The following is an 18859-nucleotide window of genomic DNA, read 5'->3' as shown; positions in this document are numbered from 1 at the left end:
AGAAAGAGGGAGTCAAAACTCACGGCAGCACCCGCCGCCGTTCGCGGGCTGCCATGACGCGGCCCATGACCCACATGACCAGCGGTATCACCACGATCGCGCCGACCACGTCGTAGCCGGCCGCGATCCCGAGGCGGACGCCGAACTCGCTCCAGACAACCGAAGGATCATGCAGCAACGAACCGGTCGCGCAGTAGATGAACAACGACAACGCCGCGCCCAGCACCACAGTCGCCGCAACGATCAGCGGACCCACCGGACCAGCCGAGGTCTCACGCCGAATGAGCCCCGCCACGTACCCGGCGATCGCCAGCGCCAGCGCCCACCGGCCGGCAGTGTGATCAGCAGGCGGTACGACGTCCAGCAACAGACCACCGGAGAAGCCGGCAATCGCACCCCACTCCGGCCCACGCGACAACGCGAGCGCGATCACCACGATCAGCACCAGATCGCAGGTGACCCCGGCAACCGCGATGTTCGACAGCACGGACGTCTGCACGGTGACGGCGACCATCAGAAAGAGGGCCGCCAACCCGATACGTAGTAGTGCGATCACGTCAGTTCCCCTTTCCAGCAGTCGTTGTCGGTTTGATCTGGCTGCGCGGCGTACGCGCGGGCGGACCCGTGACCACGCCCACGGTGTCGATCCGGGTCGGATCGACGAACGGCTTGACCGTCGCGGTGGTCCCGAGCGCCCCCTGGTTCGCCGTCACCGAGGTGACGACACCGATCGGCACGCCCGGCACGTACGGCGCGTTGCCGCTCGAGCCCCAGGTGACGATCCGGTCCCCGACCTTCGGCTGTGCCTTCAGGTCGACCAGCTTGTAGTCCAGCGTCCCGCCGACCTCGCCGCGGCCGGAGACGAAGCCGAGCGCCATCGTGGCGTTCAGCCGGCCGCCCACGGTCGAGTTGCGGTCGCCGATCAGCAGCACGGTCGCGGTCGCCTGGGTGGTGCGCACCACCCGGCCGACCAGACCGTTGCCGTTCAGCACGGTCATGTCGACGTGCACGCCATCCGCCGTACCGGTGTCGATCGTGACCGTGTGGTTGAAGCTCTGGGCACTGCCGATCCCGATCACCCGCGCCGGGGTCATCGTGTACGACGGCGCGATCTTGAGCAGCCCGTCCAGCTCGGCGGCCCGGTTGCGCGCGTAGTCGGAGGTGTTCAGGTCCTGGTGCAGCTTGTCGTTCTCACTTTTCAGTTTTTCGTTCTCTGCCTTCAACCTATCCATTTCGGCGAACCGGTCCCGGAGGTTGTCCACAGGCTGCCGGGCGGAGCTCGCGGTCGACTCCAGCGGACCGAACACGCCCGCGGCAGCCTGCCGCAACGGGTCCACCGGGGAGCCGGTCGAGCGGCGCGCGTCGAGCACGATCAACGTGAAGCAGGCCAGGATGACGAGCACCAGGACGGTCCGGCGACGCCGGATCTCCCGCGGCAGGCCGGCCGAGCGGAGCGGCGTACCGGCCGAACGGATCGCACTCCTGGCCGGCGTACCGAGGTCTTTGAGCATCGGTGGAACCTCAACGTCGGCTGTCGGTGACCAGGATGCGGTTCAGTGTCTCGATGTTGTCGACGCACTTGCCGGCGCCGAGCACGACGGCGTCCAGCGGATTGTCGGCGACGTGGATCGGGATGCCGGTCTCGTGCCGCAGCCGCTCGTCCATCCCCTTCAGCAGCGCGCCACCGCCGGTCAGCACGATGCCGCGGTCGACGATGTCACCGGCGAGCTCGGGCGGAGTCTTGTCCAGGGTCGCCTTGACCGCGTCGACGATCGCGGTGATCGGCTCCTCGATCGCCTGCCGGATGTTCGCCGACGACACCTTCACCGTCCGCGGCAGGCCGGACACCATGTCCCGGCCGCGGATCTCGCTCTCCGGCCCGTCGGTGGTCGGGAACGCCGACCCGATGGTCATCTTGATCTGCTCGGAGGTCGCCTCGCCGAGCATCAGCGAGTACTCCTTCTTGCAGTAGTTCACCACCGCTTTGTCGATGGCGTCGCCGGCCACCCGGATCGACTGGCTGGTGACGATGCCGCCGAACGAGATGACCGCGACCTCCGTCGTACCGCCGCCGATGTCGACGACCATGTTCCCGGTCGCGTCGCGGACCTCGAGGTTGGAGCCGAGCGCGGCGGCCATCGGCTCCTCGATGATGTAGACCTTGCGGGCGCCGGCCATGTAGCCGGCGTCGCGGACGGCGCGCTGCTCGACCGCGGTGATCCCGGACGGCACGCAGACCACGATCCGCGGTTTCGCGAAATAGCGGCGCCGGTGCACCCGCTGGATGAAGTAGCGCAGCATCTGCTCGGCGGCGTCGAAATCCGCGATCACGCCATCCTTGAGCGGCCGGATCGCGGTGATGTTGCCCGGCGTCCGGCCGATCATCTTCTTCGCCTCGTGCCCGAACGCGACCGCCTCGCGCGGTTCGTCCGTGCGGGTGGCCACCACCGACGGCTCATTGAGTACGACGCCCCGCCCGCGCACATAGACCAGCGTGTTCGCCGTACCGAGGTCGACCGCCATGTCGCGGCCGAGCATGCTGTTGGCCATCGAGGCGCCTCCTGCTCGATCCGGTTCTCAGGCTAAGCGCGCGACCGTGGCCGCGAACGCATCGACACGGGCCCGACAAGTCCGGATTCACCCAGGTCGACCGCGTACGCATCGTATCCGACCAGTGACGCCCGGAGCTTCCCCGGGTAGGACGCCGGCCGCCGCCCGGCACACCATACGACCTTCGCGCCGCCGCCGTCATGTGTCCCAAATGTGACCCGATCGCTAAGTTTGCGGGACTTTTATCTGTTGCCTCAGGCATTTGCCTACGGCATCGAAAGATCATGTACGGGTTTTCCGGAATCGGTTGACGGTGCCTGACTCAAGCGCTTGAGTGTCGGCTTCCCCTGTCAATCCGCCCGGTCAATGGGAGTGCCCATGCACGTGAGGCGTGCTCGAGAAGATTTGGTCATCGCGGTCAGCCCGTTGGGGCGGCCGTCGTCACGATTCGTGGCCGCCGCTGCCCGCGCCGGCTGTCTCGCCGTACTGGACCTGATACCTCCTGAGCGGCCTGGACCGGATCTATCGATACACCAGACGGCAGCGCAGGACAGGTTGACTCGGGAGCAACTGGCACTGACCGCCGAATGGACGAAGGGCCCCTTCGGGGTGCGATTGGCCGGTGGGCTCATGGCTGAGGAGCTGCCGGCTCAAGTGGACGCAGTGCTCCTCGCGGACTGGCGTGGAGAGCCGCTGGACTATGCCGGACGGCGTGTGCTGGTGGAGGTGACCAGCCTCGAGGAGGCCCGGCAGGCAGCGGCCGCTGGGGCTGATGGGCTGCTCGCACGTGGTCATGAGGCCGGCGGTCGCGTCGGCGAGCTGAGCACGTTCGTACTACTGCAGCAGCTCGTCGACCTCGACGTACCGGTGTGGGCATGGGGTGGGATCGGCCCGCGCACTGCTGCCGCCGCTGTGCTCGGTGGTGCGGCGGGCGTCGTACTGGACACTCAGCTGGCTCTGCTGCCTGAGGCTGAGGTGCCGGTGGAGCTTGCGGACCTTATTGGTACGGCGGATGGGTCCGAGACCGCAGTGGTCGACGGGCGACGTACGTTCACTCGGCGGGGAGTCGCCGTACCGGAGCCGATTGGGCAGGACGTGTTCCTGGCGTCTCGGTTCTTGAAGGAGTACGGCACAGTCGGTGCTGCTGTCCGTGGTGTGCGAGACGCAGTGCTCGACGCAGCGGAGCCTGCACCGGCGTACGGCCTGCCAGTGGTGCAGGGGCCGATGACGCGGGTCAGTGACCAGGCTGCGTTCGCCAAGGCTGTGGCGGCTGACGGTGGGTTGCCGTTCATCGCACTGGCGTTGTCAGGGCCTGCGCAGACCAGGAGCGTTCTGGAGCAGACCAGGGATGCGCTGGGCGATGCGCCGTGGGGTGTCGGGGTGCTCGGGTTCGCCGCCGAGGACGTCAAGACTGCGCAGCTCGAGGTGATCCGGGAGATCCGGCCCTCCCACGCGATCATCGCCGGCGGTCGCCCGGCCCAGGCGGCGGCGCTCGAAGGGGCCGGGATCTCCACCTACCTGCATGTTCCGTCGCCTGGACTGCTCAAGCAGTTCCTCGCGGCCGGGGCGCGGAAGTTCATCTTCGAAGGCGCGGAGTGCGGCGGCCACGTCGGGCCGCGGAACAGCTTCCCGTTGTGGGAGGCACAGCTCGGGGTGATCTCGGACTTCCTTGCTTCGAGCAAACAGTCCACCGCCGCCGAGCTCGAGGTCTTGTTTGCCGGCGGCATCCATGATGAACGATCCGCCGCGATGGTACGGACGCTCGCCGCACCACTCTCCCGTGCCGGCGCCGCCGTCGGTGTCCTGATGGGTACGGCGTACTTGTTCACCCGCGAGGCTGTCGACGCGGGCGCCGTACTGAACCTGTTCCAGCAGCAGGTGATCGATGCCGAGCGCACCGAACTCCTGGAAACGGCGCCGGGACATGCGACGCGCTGTGTCGCCAGCCCGTTCACCGACGAGTACGCCGCGATCAAGCAGGAGCTGCAGGAGCGCGACGTACCGAGCCGGGAGGCATGGGAGCAGCTTGAGCAGCTCAACGTCGGCCGGCTGCGACTGGCAAGCAAGGGCATCGAGCGCGTCGGGGACGATCTCCGCGCTGTGGACGCGAAGCGTCAGCTGGCCGAGGGCATGTTCATGGCGGGCGAGGTTGCCGTACTGCGCTCCGCGGTGACCACGGTGGCGTCGTTGCATGAAGCAGTGATTGCGGGCGCGTCTGACTTTCTGGACGTGCGGGCAGCTGAGTTGCGGCAGGCCTTCGACACCATGCCGGAGTCGGTGGATGTAGAGCCGTTGGACATCGCCATCGTGGGGATGTCGTGCATGTTCCCGCAGGCGCCGGATTTGTCGACGTTCTGGAGCAATGTCATCGCCGGCGTTGACGCCGTGACGGAAGTCCCTGGTGAGCGGTGGGATCCGGCGGTCTACTTCGCGCCTGACGGCGATGGGGTACGGACGCCGTCGCGGTGGGGTGGGTTCCTGCCGGAGATCGGCTTCGACCCGCTGCGGTACGGCATCCCGCCGGCGTCGCTGGCGGCGATCGAGCCGGTGCAACTGCTGGCGTTGGAGGCGGCGCATCGGGCGCTGGTCGACGCCGGATACGAGTCTCGGGAGTTCGATCGGTCGCGTACGTCGGTGGTGTTCGGGGCCGAGGCGGGTAGCGATCTGTCCAACGCGACCACCTTGCGTACGGTCTTGCCGTCGTACCTGGGTGAGATTCCGGCGGGGCTGGACGAGCAGTTGCCGCGGCTGACCGAGGACTCGTTCCCGGGGATGCTGGCGAACGTGATCGCCGGGCGGATCGCGAATCGGCTCGATCTGGGTGGTGCGAACTACACCGTCGACGCTGCGTGTGCGTCATCATTGGCCGCGATTGATGTCGCCTGCAAGGAATTGGTTGCCGGAAGCAGCGATCTCGTCTTGTGCGGTGGGGCGGACCTGCACAACGGGATCAACGACTATCTGCTGTTCGCGTCGGTGCATGCGTTGTCGCCGAGCGGGCGGTCGGCAACCTTCGACTCGTCCGCAGACGGAATCGCTTTGGGTGAAGGCGTTGCGTGCGTTGCGTTGAAGCGGCTGGCCGATGCGGAGCGGGATGGCGATCGCGTCTATGCGGTGATCAAGGGTGTCGGGAGTGCGAGCGACGGGAGGTCGCTCGGGCTGACCGCGCCGCGGCCTGAGGGGCAGCGGAATGCGCTCGAGCGCGCGTACCGGACGGCTGGGATCTCGCCCGCCGCGGTGGGGCTGGTCGAGGCGCATGGGACCGGGACGGTGGTTGGCGACCGTACCGAGCTGACGACGCTGACGAACGTCTTCACCGAGGCCGGAGCGGCGGCGGGTGGTTGCGCGATCGGGTCGGTGAAGTCGCAGATCGGGCACACGAAGTGCACAGCCGGCATGGCGGGGCTGATCAAGACCGCGCTCGCGTTGCACACCGGCATCAAGCCGCCGACCCTGCATGTCAGCAAGCCGAACGCGGCCTGGGACGCCGATTCCAGCCCGTTCGCATTCCACTCAGCGGCCACCCCGTGGTCCGCCGCGCCGGCCGAGCGGGTCGCCGGCGTCAGTGCCTTCGGGTTCGGCGGCACCAACTTCCATGCCGTCCTCACGGCGTACGACGACGGCCCGCCACCCGCGCAGTCGTTCGACCAGTGGCCGGCCGAACTCTTCCTCTTCCGCACGATGAAACACGCTGAGGAACTCTTGGCGCTGACAGACCGTGTGGATGGTTTTGAGCCATGGCGACTGCGCGACCTCGCCTTGACTGCTGCGCGTCGGTACGACCTAGCTGCGAAGAACGATGGCGCTGAGATCGCCGTACTCGCTGGAGATGTCGAAGAGCTGGCCGAATTGTTGCGGCGGGCAATTGCCGGTGACGATGCCGAGGGCATCTTTCGGCGGGACGTAGCGTCCGGCGAGGTGGCGTTCCTCTTTCCAGGGCAGGGAAGTCAGCGGCCGGGGATGCTCGGTGAGTTGTTCACGGCGTTCCCGGAGCTGCAGCGGTTCGTGCGCGCCGGGGATGCGACGACCGCGGCCGCGTTGTTCCCCGCTGCGGCGTTCGACGAGTCCAGGCAGCAGGAGCAGTTGGCGCGGATCACCGACACGCGGGTGGCTCAGCCGGCGTTGGGGATCGTCGGGCTGGCGGCGCACGATTTGCTCCGCCGAGCAGGTGTCCGTCCGGCGATGATGGCCGGGCACAGCTACGGCGAACTGGTCGCGCTGGCGGCGTCCGGCGTACTGACGCCTGAGGCACTCCTCGAATGCAGCAGCGCTCGAGCGGAAGCGATCCTCGACGCGACCGGCGGCGACGACCCTGGGACGATGGCTGCGGTCGCGGCCGACGCAGCCACAGTGGAGGCCGTGGGGCTGACGGACGTGGTGATCGCCAACCGGAACTCGCCCCGGCAGACAGTCATCTCCGGTACGACGTCCGGCATCGAACGCGCGGCCGAAAAGCTGCGCGAAGCGGGAATCGGCGCGAAGCGGATCCCGGTCGCGTGCGCGTTCCACAGCCCGCTGGTCGCTTCAGCGGGAAGCACGTTCGCCAAGGTGCTCGCTTCGGTCTCGCTCTCGGCTGCCGAGGTGCCGGTCTGGTCGAACCGGACTGCTATGGCCTACCCGGCTGACGCCGCGGAGATCCGGGCCGAGCTCGCCGCGCAGATCGGGGCTCCGGTCGGCTTTGTCGAGGAGATCGAGGCGATGTATGCCGCGGGTGCGCGGGTGTTCGTCGAAGCCGGCCCGGGTTCAGTTCTGAGTCGTCTGGTCGACGCGATCCTCGGCGATCGACCGCATCGCACGGTTGCGCTGGAGGGGCGGCGTCGTACTGGGCTGTCTGGCTTCCTCGCGGCGCTGGCGCAGCTCGCGGTCGCCGGTGTCGAGGTACGGATGACGTGGTTGTTCACCGGCCGCGATGCCGTCGACGCGACCACCGCCGTACGACGGAAGCGGCCCGGCTGGACGGTGGACGGTCACCTTCTGCGCACCGCCGACGGTGCCATCCCATCCGGCGCCCTCCAGCCGGCCAAACTCACCTCTGTCTCTGCCCCGGAGCTCACCGTGCACAGCAACTACCAACCCGCCGGCTCTGAGCAGTTGGTCGCCGACTTCTTGCGCACGAGCCGCGACCTGATCGCGGCCCAACGCGACGTCCTCCTCAGCTTCCTCGGCACGTCACCCACCAGCCCGCTCCCCGCACCCTCCCCCGCAATCCAGCCAATGCCTGCAACAGCTCGGGAGCCGGTAGTCGTGGAATCTGAGCACACTGAAACGTCCGTGCTGGCTGCGGTCCTACAGGTGATCGCCGAACGCACGGGCTACCCCGTCGACATGATCGAGCCCGACCTCGACCTAGAAGCCGATCTCTCCGTCGACTCCATCAAACGCGCCGAAATCGCCGGCGAACTAGCAGCCCGCCTCGATCTCCCGGCAACGGGCGATCTCGACACGCTGTCGCAGGCCCGTACGGCGGCCGGCATCGCGGAGCTCATCGTCGGTCAGCGGACGTCCAGCACTCACCAAGCCCAAGCGCCGGCCACCGTCTACGCTCAACCAACCGCCGAGAGCAGCCCGCAAGAGGCGTTGGTGAGTGGCTCAGGTCCGGAGTTGTCCGAGGCGGCAGTACTCGCGGCCGTCGTCGAGGTGATCGCCGAACGCACCGGCTACCCCGTCGACATGATCGAACCCGACCTCGACCTTGAAGCCGACCTCTCCGTCGACTCGATCAAACGCGCCGAGATCGCCGGCGAACTCGCCACCCGCCTCAACCTTCCAACCACCGGCGACCTCGACACCTTGTCCCAAGCCCGCACGGCGGCCGCCATCACACAGCTCGTCATCGGCACGACGGCTGAACCGGCCATCGCCAAGGACGTCGCGCCGAATGACGACCCGGTAAGCATCCCGGAACCCGAGCCTGTGGCAATCGAGGCGCCGTCGATCCTGCAGACGCAGGCCCGGCCACCGCGTGGAGCAGTTGTTGCTGTGGGCAGCCAAGCCGTCCGGGGCCAGCAGCAACCGTTGGCTGCTGACACGGCGGCGGTGATTGCGCCCAAGCGGTTCGTGTTGGCTGAGGTCGAGTTGGGCGAGGCAACCGTCGGCGACGTCGCCGGCCGGGAGTTCCTGCTGGTCGGCGACGGCGGTTTGGCCCGACTTGTGGCCGGCAAACTCGCCCAGCTTGGCGCGACGAGTACGCCGTACTCCGGTGAACTGCCCGCAGCCTTCGACGGCGCGTTCTTCCTCGCCGGTGACGACATCGAGCTGCCCGAAGTGTTCGCGACGTACCAGGAAGTGCTCGCGCGAGCGCCGAAGTGGGTGGTTGCGAAGGGGCCGGTGGATGGGCTGCGTGGGTTCTTTCGGACCGTCGCGCGGGAGTACCCGGAGACGATCGCGCGTGTGGTCGAGCACGAGCCGGGGACCGCGCCCGACCTCGTCGCCGACGGCCTGATCGCCGAACTCGCGGACGTCGACCGCGAACCCGTCGTACTGCGAACATCCGCGACTGACACGCTGACAAGAGCCGCCGGAGCGACCAGGCACGGGCTGCAGCTCAAGGAGACGAGCCTCGGCTTGCTCGGCAGTACGGGCGCTGGACCGGCCGGAGATGGTGCGGCCGAGGCGGCAGCGCTTGGGCTCGACCGTGATTCGGTGGTGTTGCTGGCTGGTGGTGCGAAGGGCATCACGGCCAGGTTCGCGGCGACGCTCGCGGCGGCCGCGCGGTGCCGGATCGAGTTGATCGGCCGCTCGCCGCTGCCGACCGACGACGAGCCGCCCGCCATCGCCGCGGCGACCAGCCCCGCCGAACTCCGAGCAGCTCTGATCAGCATCGGGATGAAATCGCCCGCCGAGATCGAGCGAGTGGTCGCCAAGATCGAGTCCGCGCGGGAGATCCGTGCGACCCTCGACCGGCTCACCGAGCTCGGCTCCACGGTCCGGTACCACTCGGTCGACGTACGCGACACAGAGGCGGTGCACGGCGTCGTTAAGGAGATCCACGCCGAGCACGGCCGGATCGACGGGATCGTGTACGCCGCCGGCGTGATCGAGGACAAGGTGATCGCGCAGAAGACGGTCAATTCGTTCGCGACGGTCTACGGGACCAAGGTCGGCGGCGCCCGGGCGTTGCTGGACGCGACCGGCGAACTCCCGTCCGGGCCGCGTTTCGCCGTACTGTTCGGCAGCATCGCCGGGGCGCTCGGCAACCGCGGCCAGGTCGATTACGCGAGCGCCAACGACGCACTCGAGCAGCTCGGCCGCCGCTGGTCGGCGCCAGGCCGGCGCGGGCTCACCGTGCATTGGGGGCCGTGGGCACCGACCGGGACGAACAACGGGATGGTGACGCCGGAGCTGATGCGTTCGTACGCCGCCCGCGGTATCGCGCTGATCGATCCCGAGGAAGGTGTTCTCGCCCTGCTGCGCGAACTCGCCTGGGGACCGGAGTCGGCCACCTCGGTCGTCTACAGCGCGTCCGGCTGGTGACGATGACACCGGTCGCGATCGTCGGGATGGCAGCGTTGTTCCCCGGCGCTCCGGACCTTGCGACGTACTGGCGCAACCTGGTCAACGGCGTCGATTCCATCACCGAAGTACCCGCCGGGCGGTGGGATCCGTCGTACTACGAACCGACGGCCACGCGGCGGGCGGACAGGATCTACTGCCGCCGCGGAGGGTTCGTCGATGCGGAGGTGGATGCGGCGCGGTTCGGGATCATGCCGAACTCGGTGCGGGACGCCGAGCCGGATCAGCTGATCGCGCTGCGGGTGGCGGCTGAGGCGATCGCGGACGCCGGCGGAGAGAACCGGCTGCCGGCGGACCGCCAGCGAGTAGGCGTGATCCTCGGCCGCGGTGGTTACCTCACGCCAGGACTGGTGCGGCTTGACCAGCGGGTGCGTGCGGCGAGCCAGCTGGTGAAGACCCTGGGCGAGCTGCTGCCGGAGCTGCGTCCGGACCGGCTGGACGCCATCCGAGACGCCTTCACCGAGCGGTTGGGGCCGGAGGCACCGGAGTCCGCGATCGGTCTGGTGCCGAACCTCGCGGCGTCCCGGCTGGCCAACCGCCTGGACCTGCGTGGTCCGGCGTACACGGTGGATGCGGCGTGTGCGTCTTCACTCGTTGCTGTGGACCACGCCGTACAGGAGCTGGGCAGTGGGCGGTGTGACGTCGTACTGGCGGGTGGAGTGCACCACTGTCACGACATCACGTTGTGGAGTGTGTTCAGCCAGCTAGGGGCGTTGTCGCCGAGTGATCGGATCAGACCGTTCCACCGGGATGCGGACGGCGTACTGATCGGCGAGGGCACCGGTGTCGTCGTCCTGAAGCGGTTGGAGGACGCGGAGCGCGACGGTGATCGGGTGTACGCCGTGATCCGCGGTACTGGCGTTGCCAGCGACGGACGCACCGCCAGTCTGCTCAACCCGGACAGCAGCGGCCAGGCACGGGCAGTGCGGCAAGCGTGGGCTGCTGCTGGGCTGGACCCGGCGGCTGCAGGCTCTGTCGGGTTGCTGGAGGCACACGGGACTGCAACGCCAGCAGGTGACGTGGCTGAGCTGCAGACGGTTGCTGACGTGTTTGGGCCCGCTGAGGGTCGGCGGGCCGTGATCGGCTCTGTGAAGTCCAACGTGGGGCATCTGATGCCTGCGGCTGGTGTTGCCGGGTTGATCAAGGCTGCACTCGCTGTGCACCACGGTGTGCTGCCGCCAACGCTGCACTGCGACGAGCCGAACCCCGCGCTGGAGCAGACGCGCTTCGAGACGGTGTCCACCGCCCGTGCCTGGGAAGAGCCCGTACGGCGTGCTGCGGTGAACGCGTTCGGCTTCGGTGGGATCAACGCGCATGTGGTGCTGGAACAGGCGGCTGTGGTCGCCCGGCCCCGACTGAGTGTGTGGGAGCCAGAACGGGAGCTCCGGCTCGCCGCTGCTGCCCCCTCTGCTCTTGCTGCGTTGCTGGACCGGCCTGACTCTGAGGTGCTCGCGTTTTCAGGCGGTGCTGGTCCGAGTCGGTTGGGGATTGTGGACCCGACTGAGAAGCGGCTGGCAATGGCGCGGCGTGCTGTTGGCAAGGGCCGTGCCTGGCGTGGGCGGAACGACATCTGGTTCGCACCACGGCCGCTGCTCGGTGCGGGCGGCGGGAAGCTGGCGTTCGTCTTTCCTGGGCTCGAGGGTGAGTACGAGCCACGTGCTGAGGACATTGCCTCGCGCTTTGGGCTGCGGTGGTCTGGGGCCGGCGCTCAGGTGGGTGACGTCGGTCGGCACGGTGTGAGCGTGCTGGAGCTCGGGCGACTGCTCGATGCCGCACTGCGCAAGCTGGGCGTGACACCGGACGGCATGGCCGGGCACAGCGTCGGTGAATGGGCTGCGATGGCTTGTGGGGGCATGCACCCGGCTGACGAGGTGGACGAGTTCCTGGCAGCGTTCGATCCGGATGCGCTGCGGGTGCCCGGTGTTGCGTTCGCAGTCATCGGTACGGCGGCTGACGTCGTACTGGAGGCGCTGGCTGGGCGGAGTGACGTCGTACTGTCGCATGACAACGCTCCTAATCAGTCGCTGATCTGTGGGGCTGCGGAGGCGGTTGACGAGCTGGTGGAGTGGTTCCGGGCTCGGGCGGTGATCAGTCAGGTGCTGCCGTTCCAGTCCGGGTTCCATACGCCAATGCTTGAGCCGTATCTGGGTCCGATCCGGGCTGCGGCGGAGGCGCACACGTTGCAGCCGCAGCAGGTGCCGGTCTGGTCGGCTACTACGGCTGCGGTGTATCCGACGGCTGCGGAGGAGGTGCGGGAGCTGTTCGTCCGGCATCTGCTGGAGCCGGTGCGGTTCCGGCCTCTGATCGAGGCGATGTACGCGGATGGCTTCCGGGCCTTTATCCAGCTGGGTGCTGGACAGCTCGGCTCGCTCATTGCAGACACGCTCCACGGGCAGGAACACCTGGTCATAGCAGCCCAGTCCCCGAGCCGCAGTGGCCTCGCTCAGCTTCACCGCCTGACCACAGCCCTGTGGGCGGACGGCCTGGAGCCTGACACAACCCGCCTGTTCTCGAAGACAGTCAGCCGGCGAGCACTCCAGCTTGACCTCGGCGGCGCACTGATCAGCCTGGACGTCAACAAGCGCAGCGAGCTGGTCGTGGGCCGGGGCGAGGGCTCAGCGTTGGAGGCTCTCGCCGGGCAGTCGGCACTGGCGGCCGAGTTGTCGGCGCTTATGCAGGAGACCGCGGACCTTGCGAACGAGGTACTGACGACTGCCGGCACCGCTCGGCGCCAACCTGCACCACCCACATCACAACCAGCACCGCCCACCTCGCGCCCAGCACCGCCCACCTCGCACCCGGCGCCGCGGCCGCCTGCGTCCCCGTCGGCGCCTCAGCCCGTCCCCCGGGTGTGGCCGGTGTCGGTCGAGACCATGCCTTACCTGCTGGATCACTGCTTCTTCGAGCAGCGGGGCGGCTGGCCTGATCATGGGGATCGGTGGCCGGTGGTCCCGGCGACAACGGTGATCGACTACCTGATGGGGGTTGCCGAAGCGTCCACCCCCGGCAGCCGGGCGGTCGCCGTACAAGACGTGCGGCTCAACAAATGGATCACGGCAATCCCAGCCGTCGACGTACCCGTCGAGGTGACGACCGACTCGAACCGGGTAACCGTTGCCTTGGGCGACTATTCGCGAGCCACCGTGGAACTCGCGCCGTCCTACGACAGCCCGCCGACACCTTGGCGGTTCGATCCACGGGAAGAACGCAAGCCCGAGCTGACCGCCGAGACGCTGTACAGCGAGCGGTGGATGTTCCACGGCCCGCAGTTCCAAGGTGTCACGGAGCTCACCGCGATCGGCGATCACCACGTACGCGCGTTGCTGACCACACCGGCGGCGCCGGGAGCCCTGCTCGACAACGTCGGCCAGGTCCTCGGCGTCTGGATCATGTCCGAGCTGCCCGACCGGACCACCGTCTTCCCTGTCGGCATGGACACAATCAGGTTCCACGGCCCGCATCCGCAGCCCGGTCAGGAACTTGAGTGCTTAGTCAAGATCACGTCCGTGACCGACACTGTTCTGCAGGCAGACATGCAGCTTGTCCTGGGCAACGAAGTCTGGGCCGAGTTCAACGGTTGGCGCGACCGCCGGTTCGACAGCAACCCGCGGATCCGCGCCGTCGACCGCCACCCGGGTCGCGAACTCCTCTCGGACGAACACCCCGGGGGATGGTCGATTGTCCACGAGCAGTGGCCGGACCTCGCGACACGCGAACTGATCATGCGCAACCAGCTCGGCGGTGCCGAACGTTCGCAGTACGCCGGTCATCCGCCGGCCGGCAAACGCCAGTGGCTCCTTGGCCGGATCGCCGCGAAGGACGCCGTACGACGGCACCTGCGGGGCAACGGTGTCGACGGTGACGGTGAGCTGTTCCCGGCTGAGCTCGCGGTACGGAATCACCCGAGCGGTCAGCCGTACGTCGTCGGCGTCCACGGCCGTGAGCTGCCCGAGCTGACCGTGTCGATCGCGCACCGCGGCATCGTCGGCGTCGCAATCGCAAGCAGCGGGCGCTGTGGGATCGACATCGAGGAGATCGCCGAGCGGCCGGAGAGCACCTTCGCGGTTGCTTGCAATCCGGCGGAACTCGCGTTGCTGGCGGCAACCGAGCTCGAGTTCGAACACTTCTGGACCGCGAAGGAGGCGGTCGCGAAGTTGCTCGGCACCGGCCTCCGCGGCGCACCCCAGCGGTTCGAGGTCATGGCTGCCGTAAGCAACCACCCGATCGCTGCCGCCAGCAACGATCTCGTCGTACGGGTCGACGGGCGGGAGTACGACGTACGCACGGCGCGCATCCAAGGACAGAACGGCAAGGAATACATCGTCGCCTGGGCGAGTGAGGAGCAAGAGATATGAGTGTTGACGTGCAGACAACCGAAGCCGGGGTGCTGGAGGATCTCACCGGCATGTTGCGGGTGTTGCTGGAGGAGTACGGGCTGGAGGACGCCGAGATCACGATGGCGACCAAGTTCCACGAGGATCTGGAACTGGAGAGCATCGACCTGGTCACGCTGTCCGGGTTGTTGCGCGAGCACTACGGCGACCGGATCAACTTCGCCACCTTCATCGCGGACAAAGAACTGGACGAGATCATCGCGCTGACCGTCGGCGAGCTCGTCATCTTCGTGGTCGAGGCACTGCGGTGAAGGTCCGAGTCGGCGAGATCGACCTGCATGTCCAGCGACTGTCGCCCGACGCGGAGCGCGCTCCCGTCGTCGTACTGGTTCACGGCATGCTCTACGACAGCCTCGCCAGCTACTACTTCACGCTCGGGCCTGCGTTCGCCGCCGCCGGGCTGGACGTCATCATGTACGACCTGCGCGGCCACGGTCGCAGCAGTCGCCCGACCACCGGGTACCGGCTCGAGGAGCACATCGACGACCTCGTCGGCTTGCTCGACGCGCTGGAGATCGACGAGCCGGTCCACCTGGTCGGCAACTCGTACGGCGGAAGCATCGCCTTCGGACTGGCCGCCGCGCAGCCCGAACGCGTCGCCAGCGTCGTCGCGATCGAAGCCGAACCGCCGGTCGAGGCATGGTCGCAGCGACTCGGCGACGGTCTCGCACGGGCGAAGCCCTGGCTAATCACCGACGAGGCGATCGATCTGATCAAACAGGCCAAGGGCGATCACGAGGCCAGGCTGTCCAGGGGCGCCGGCAAGTTGTTGCAGACGACAACGATCGCCGAGGACGTGCTGCTGAGCCGGACCATCGACCCTGGGCTGGCTGACATTCGTTGCCCTGTCCTCGCGTTGTACGGCGACGAGTCGGTATTGATGGAACAGGTCGACTATCTGAAGGCGAACCTGATTGGTTGCCGGGTCGTCGTACTTCCCGAGCAGGGCCACTCCGTGCTGATCGAGCGTACGGCGGAGACTTCGTCGCTCGTCCTCGACTGGGTCCGGGAGCAGTCGCTGGTGGAGGCCGAGTAGGTGTCGCGCTATCTGTTCGTCGTACCTCCGCTGTTCGGCCACATCAACCCGCTGGTCGGAGTCGCCGCCGAATTGATTGCCCGGGGCCACGAAGTCGCGTGGGCCGGTCATCCTGAGCTGGTACGGCGTCTCGCGGCCGCGGACGCACAGGTGTTCGCGTGTGACGTGCCCTCGGAGGTCGATCGGCCGGCTGAGTTGAAAGGCCCGGCGGCCCTGCAGTTCCTCTGGGAGAGCTTCCTGATTCCGTTGGCGGAGGTGATGGCCGATGGCGTGCGTACGGCGATCTCGTCGTTCGAGCCCGATGTGGTGGTCGCGGATCAGCAGGCGGTCGCCGGCGGGCTGATGGCCGACGGACTCGGCCTGCCTTGGGTGACCTCGGCAACGACCTCGGCCGAGCTGATCGATCCGCTGGCCAGCATGCCGAAGGTCGCCGCGTGGCTGGACGGTTTGCTGAACGACCTGCGCGGCCGGATCGGCGGAGGTGCAGCCGACCCCCGCTTCTCGCCGTACGGGATCCTGGCCTTCACCACCCGCGAGCTACTCGGCGAGGTGGAGGTGGAGCGCGATGCCTGGCTGGTCGGACCGTCCATCACTCAGCGCCCGGCCGCGGACTTCCCGTGGGAGTGGCTCGAGCCCGGCACGCTGACCGTCCTCGTCTCCCTCGGCACGGCGAACGACGACGCCGGCGCCCGCTTCCTCACCGCCGCGGTCGACGCCCTCGCTCAGCTGCCCGTACGCGCGATCATCGTCGACCCAGCCGCCGTACTAGCCGAAACCCCCAGCAACATCCTCGTACGACGCCACGTCCCCCAACTCCAGCTACTCCCCCACCTGGACGCCGTCATCTGCCACGCCGGCCACAACACCGTCTGCGAGTCCCTCTGGCACGGCGTCCCCCTGGTCGTAGCCCCCATCCGCGACGACCAACCCATAGTCGCCACCCAGGTAGTCAACGCCGGCGCCGGCGTACGCCTCCGCTTCACCCGCTCCACCCCAGCCCACCTGGCCAAGGCCGTCGAAGCAGTCCTCACCAACCCCACCTACCGCGAGTCAGCCGCTCGCATAGCCCACTCCTTCCAAACAGCCGGCGGCGCGCAAGCCGCCGCCGGCCACCTGGAGAAGCTCGCGCTGGGCTAGGGCTGGACCAAGCACTGGGGGCCTGACACAGGTTATTTCGTGTGTCAGGCCCCGAGTTGTTGGTTCAGGCTCAGGGGAGGTCGGGGAACCAGATCTTGATTTCGCGAGAGGCGGACTCCTCGGAGTCGGAGCCGTGGACCAGGTTTTCGCGGTTGGAGAGGGAGAGGTCGCCGCGGATGGTGCCGGGGGCGGCCTTGCGGCCATCGGTGGCGCCGTTCAGGGCGCGGACGACCTCGATCGCCTCGTCGCCTTCGAGGACGAGCGCGACCAGGGGGCCGCTGGTGACGAAGTCGCGCAGCGGCGGGTAGAACGCCTTGTCGACGTGCTCGGCGTAGTGCTGGTCGGCCAGCTCACCGTCGATCGTGCGCAGGTCCATCGCGACGATCCGGAGTCCCTTGGCCTCGAACCGGCCGAGGACCTCGCCGACCAGTCCACGACCAACCGTGTCGGGCTTCAGCAGGACCAGGGTGCGCTGCGACATCTGTCAACTCTCTCTCGAAGTAGGTCGGGCGCCGAGCCTAACCGGTGTGGGCTTGCTTTGCCGCCTCGATGCGGCGGCCGAGGACGATGGCCATCACCCAGAAGGCGGCGAAGGCGAGGCCGAGGACGAACATCACCGGTACGACGAAGCCGAGGCCGACGGCTCCGACCTGGACCACCCAGCCGAGCGCGTAGCCGACCTGGTTGCGGAGCAGGCCGGTGGCGAGCAGAGCCAGGACGGCGAGGCCGAGGCAGACCGGCAGCGCGACCGCGGGGCGGATGTTGGCGATCGAGATCATCACCGGCGTGACGAGCGCGAGTACGAGCGACTCGAACCCGAGCACGATCGACGCCAGCGACCTCATTGCTCGTCCTTCCGAGGTTTGCGGACCAGCAAGGTGCGGGCCTCGCCGGCGGTGATGACCGAGCCGGTGATCAGCACGCCGCCGGTCCCCAGCGCGACCGCGTTCTCCTCGGCCAGCCGGATCGCGTCGTCGATGGCGTCAACCAGGTGCGGCCGGACCAGCACCCGGTCCTCGCCGAACACCTCGGCCGCCAGCTCCCCCAGCTCCTCGGCAGGCATCGAGCGCTCGACGAACGAGTTCCGGGTGCAAACGACTGTTTCCATGATCGGCTCGTACGCCTCCAGAACGCCGTACACGTCCTTGTCTTTCATACATCCGAGTACGCCGATCAGCGGCTGGAACGCGAACGCCTCGGAGACGGTCGCGGCGGTCGCCTCGGCGCCGTGCGGGTTGTGGGCGGCGTCGACGATGATCGTCGGGCTGGTCCGGACGATCTCCATCCGGCCTGGGCTCGTCACTTCCGCGAAGCCGGCCTGGACGAGTTCGGTGGTGACCCGGCCCTCGGTCTGTTCGCTCGCGCCGAGGAGTGCTTCGACTGCGGCGAGCGCGGTGGCGGCGTTGTGCGCCTGGTACTCACCGTGCAGCGGCAGGAAGATCTCGTCGTACTCACCGCCAAGGCCCTTGATCGAGATGAGCTGGCCGCCGACCGCGACCGAGCGGCTGGTGACGCCGAACTCGATGCCCTCGCGGGCGACCTGCGCGCCGACCTCGGCGGCCCTGGTCAGCAGCACCTCGAAGACATCCAGGCTCTGCTGCGACATCACCGTCGTACCGCCCGGCTTGATGATGCCCGCCTTGTCCCGGGCGATCGTGACCGGATCGCCGCCGAGGATGTGCGCGTGGTCGACCGCGACCGGGGTGATCACCGAGACGGTCCCGTCGGCGACGTTGGTGGAGTCCCAGGTGCCGCCGAGGCCGACCTCGACGATCGCGACATCGACCGGCGCGTCGGCGAACACCGCGAACGCCATCGCGGTGATCACCTCGAAGAACGACAGCGGGTGCTCCTGCTCGGCGTCGACCACGTCCAGGTACGGCGCGATCTCGTCGTACGCCTCGACGAACCGCTCCTCGCTGATCGGCTCGCCGTCGAGGGTGATCCGCTCCCGGACCGACTCCAGGTGCGGGCTGGTGAACCGCCCGGTCCGCAGCCCGGCCTCCCGCAGCAGGGTGTCGACCATGCGCGCGGTCGAGGTCTTCCCGTTGGTCCCGGTCAGGTGTACGACGGGGTACGCCCGCTGCGGGTCGCCGAGCAGTTCGACCAGCCGGCGGACCCGGTCGAGCGTCGGATTGATCTTGTGCTCCGGCCAGCGTGCCTGGAGGCGTGCCGATACCTCGGCGTAGGAGAGGTCGCTCATCAGAACACCGAGTCTAGTGAGGGCTGT

Annotated in this window: 11 protein-coding genes; 5 read left to right on the top strand and 6 right to left on the bottom strand. The window is 68.1% G+C overall.

The window, feature by feature from the left end; genetic code table 11:
• Positions 1 to 19: 19 nt before the first annotated feature.
• Genes mreD through EV646_RS25220 form a run of 3 tightly spaced genes read right to left on the bottom strand, consistent with a single transcriptional unit; the run spans position 20 to position 2550 of the window.
• The gene (gene mreD, locus EV646_RS25230; protein ID WP_241996313.1) at positions 20 to 556 is read right to left on the bottom strand and encodes a rod shape-determining protein MreD; all 537 of its coding nucleotides are present in this window, start codon (positions 554 to 556) and stop codon (positions 20 to 22) included.
• 1 nt (position 557) lies between these two features.
• On the bottom strand, positions 558 to 1511 hold the full coding sequence (gene mreC / locus EV646_RS25225) for a rod shape-determining protein MreC (RefSeq protein WP_132152688.1): 954 nt from the start codon (positions 1509 to 1511) through the stop codon (positions 558 to 560).
• Positions 1512 to 1521: 10 nt separating this feature from the next.
• Positions 1522 to 2550, bottom strand: coding sequence for a rod shape-determining protein (locus EV646_RS25220; protein WP_132152686.1), 1029 nt, complete (start codon positions 2548 to 2550; stop codon positions 1522 to 1524).
• A 630-nt stretch (positions 2551 to 3180) separates the two neighbouring features.
• Between EV646_RS25220 and EV646_RS25215 the strand changes: the two genes are divergently transcribed.
• Genes EV646_RS25215 through EV646_RS25195 form a run of 5 tightly spaced genes read left to right on the top strand, consistent with a single transcriptional unit; the run spans position 3181 to position 16629 of the window.
• On the top strand, positions 3181 to 10023 hold the full coding sequence (locus EV646_RS25215; RefSeq protein WP_241996312.1) for a type I polyketide synthase: 6843 nt from the start codon (positions 3181 to 3183) through the stop codon (positions 10021 to 10023).
• A gap of 2 nt (positions 10024 to 10025) precedes the next feature.
• Positions 10026 to 14417: a type I polyketide synthase gene (locus tag EV646_RS25210; RefSeq protein ID WP_132153129.1), complete on the top strand. Its 4392-nt coding sequence runs from the start codon at positions 10026 to 10028 to the stop codon at positions 14415 to 14417.
• Positions 14414 to 14707, top strand: coding sequence for a phosphopantetheine-binding protein (locus EV646_RS25205; RefSeq protein WP_132152682.1), 294 nt, complete (start codon positions 14414 to 14416; stop codon positions 14705 to 14707). Before EV646_RS25210 ends, EV646_RS25205 begins: the two co-directional genes overlap by 4 nt.
• Positions 14704 to 15492 carry an alpha/beta fold hydrolase gene (locus EV646_RS25200; protein ID WP_199237180.1) on the top strand — a complete coding sequence of 263 codons (789 nt, stop codon included), beginning with the start codon at positions 14704 to 14706 and terminating at the stop codon, positions 15490 to 15492. Before EV646_RS25205 ends, EV646_RS25200 begins: the two co-directional genes overlap by 4 nt.
• Positions 15493 to 16629, top strand: a complete 1137-nt coding sequence (locus EV646_RS25195; RefSeq protein WP_132152680.1) for a glycosyltransferase — start codon at positions 15493 to 15495, stop codon at positions 16627 to 16629.
• Between the two features lie 70 nt (positions 16630 to 16699).
• Here the strand turns inward: EV646_RS25195 and ndk are convergent, their stop codons facing one another.
• Genes ndk through EV646_RS25180 form a run of 3 tightly spaced genes read right to left on the bottom strand, consistent with a single transcriptional unit; the run spans position 16700 to position 18832 of the window.
• Positions 16700 to 17110 (bottom strand): nucleoside-diphosphate kinase, encoded by a 411-nt coding sequence (ndk, locus tag EV646_RS25190; RefSeq protein ID WP_132152678.1) that lies wholly within the window; start codon positions 17108 to 17110, stop codon positions 16700 to 16702.
• A 37-nt stretch (positions 17111 to 17147) separates the two neighbouring features.
• The gene (locus EV646_RS25185; protein ID WP_132152676.1) at positions 17148 to 17474 is read right to left on the bottom strand and encodes a DUF4233 domain-containing protein; all 327 of its coding nucleotides are present in this window, start codon (positions 17472 to 17474) and stop codon (positions 17148 to 17150) included.
• A complete protein-coding gene (locus EV646_RS25180) occupies positions 17471 to 18832 on the bottom strand; it encodes a bifunctional folylpolyglutamate synthase/dihydrofolate synthase (protein ID WP_132152674.1) in 1362 nt (453 codons plus the stop codon). Before EV646_RS25180 ends, EV646_RS25185 begins: the two co-directional genes overlap by 4 nt.
• Between the last annotated feature and the right edge of the window lie 27 nt (positions 18833 to 18859).

Source organism: Kribbella antiqua (assembly GCF_004345665.1).
GTDB classification, from domain to species: domain Bacteria; phylum Actinomycetota; class Actinomycetes; order Propionibacteriales; family Kribbellaceae; genus Kribbella; species Kribbella antiqua.
This window is presented reverse-complemented; position numbering and strand designations above follow the sequence as displayed.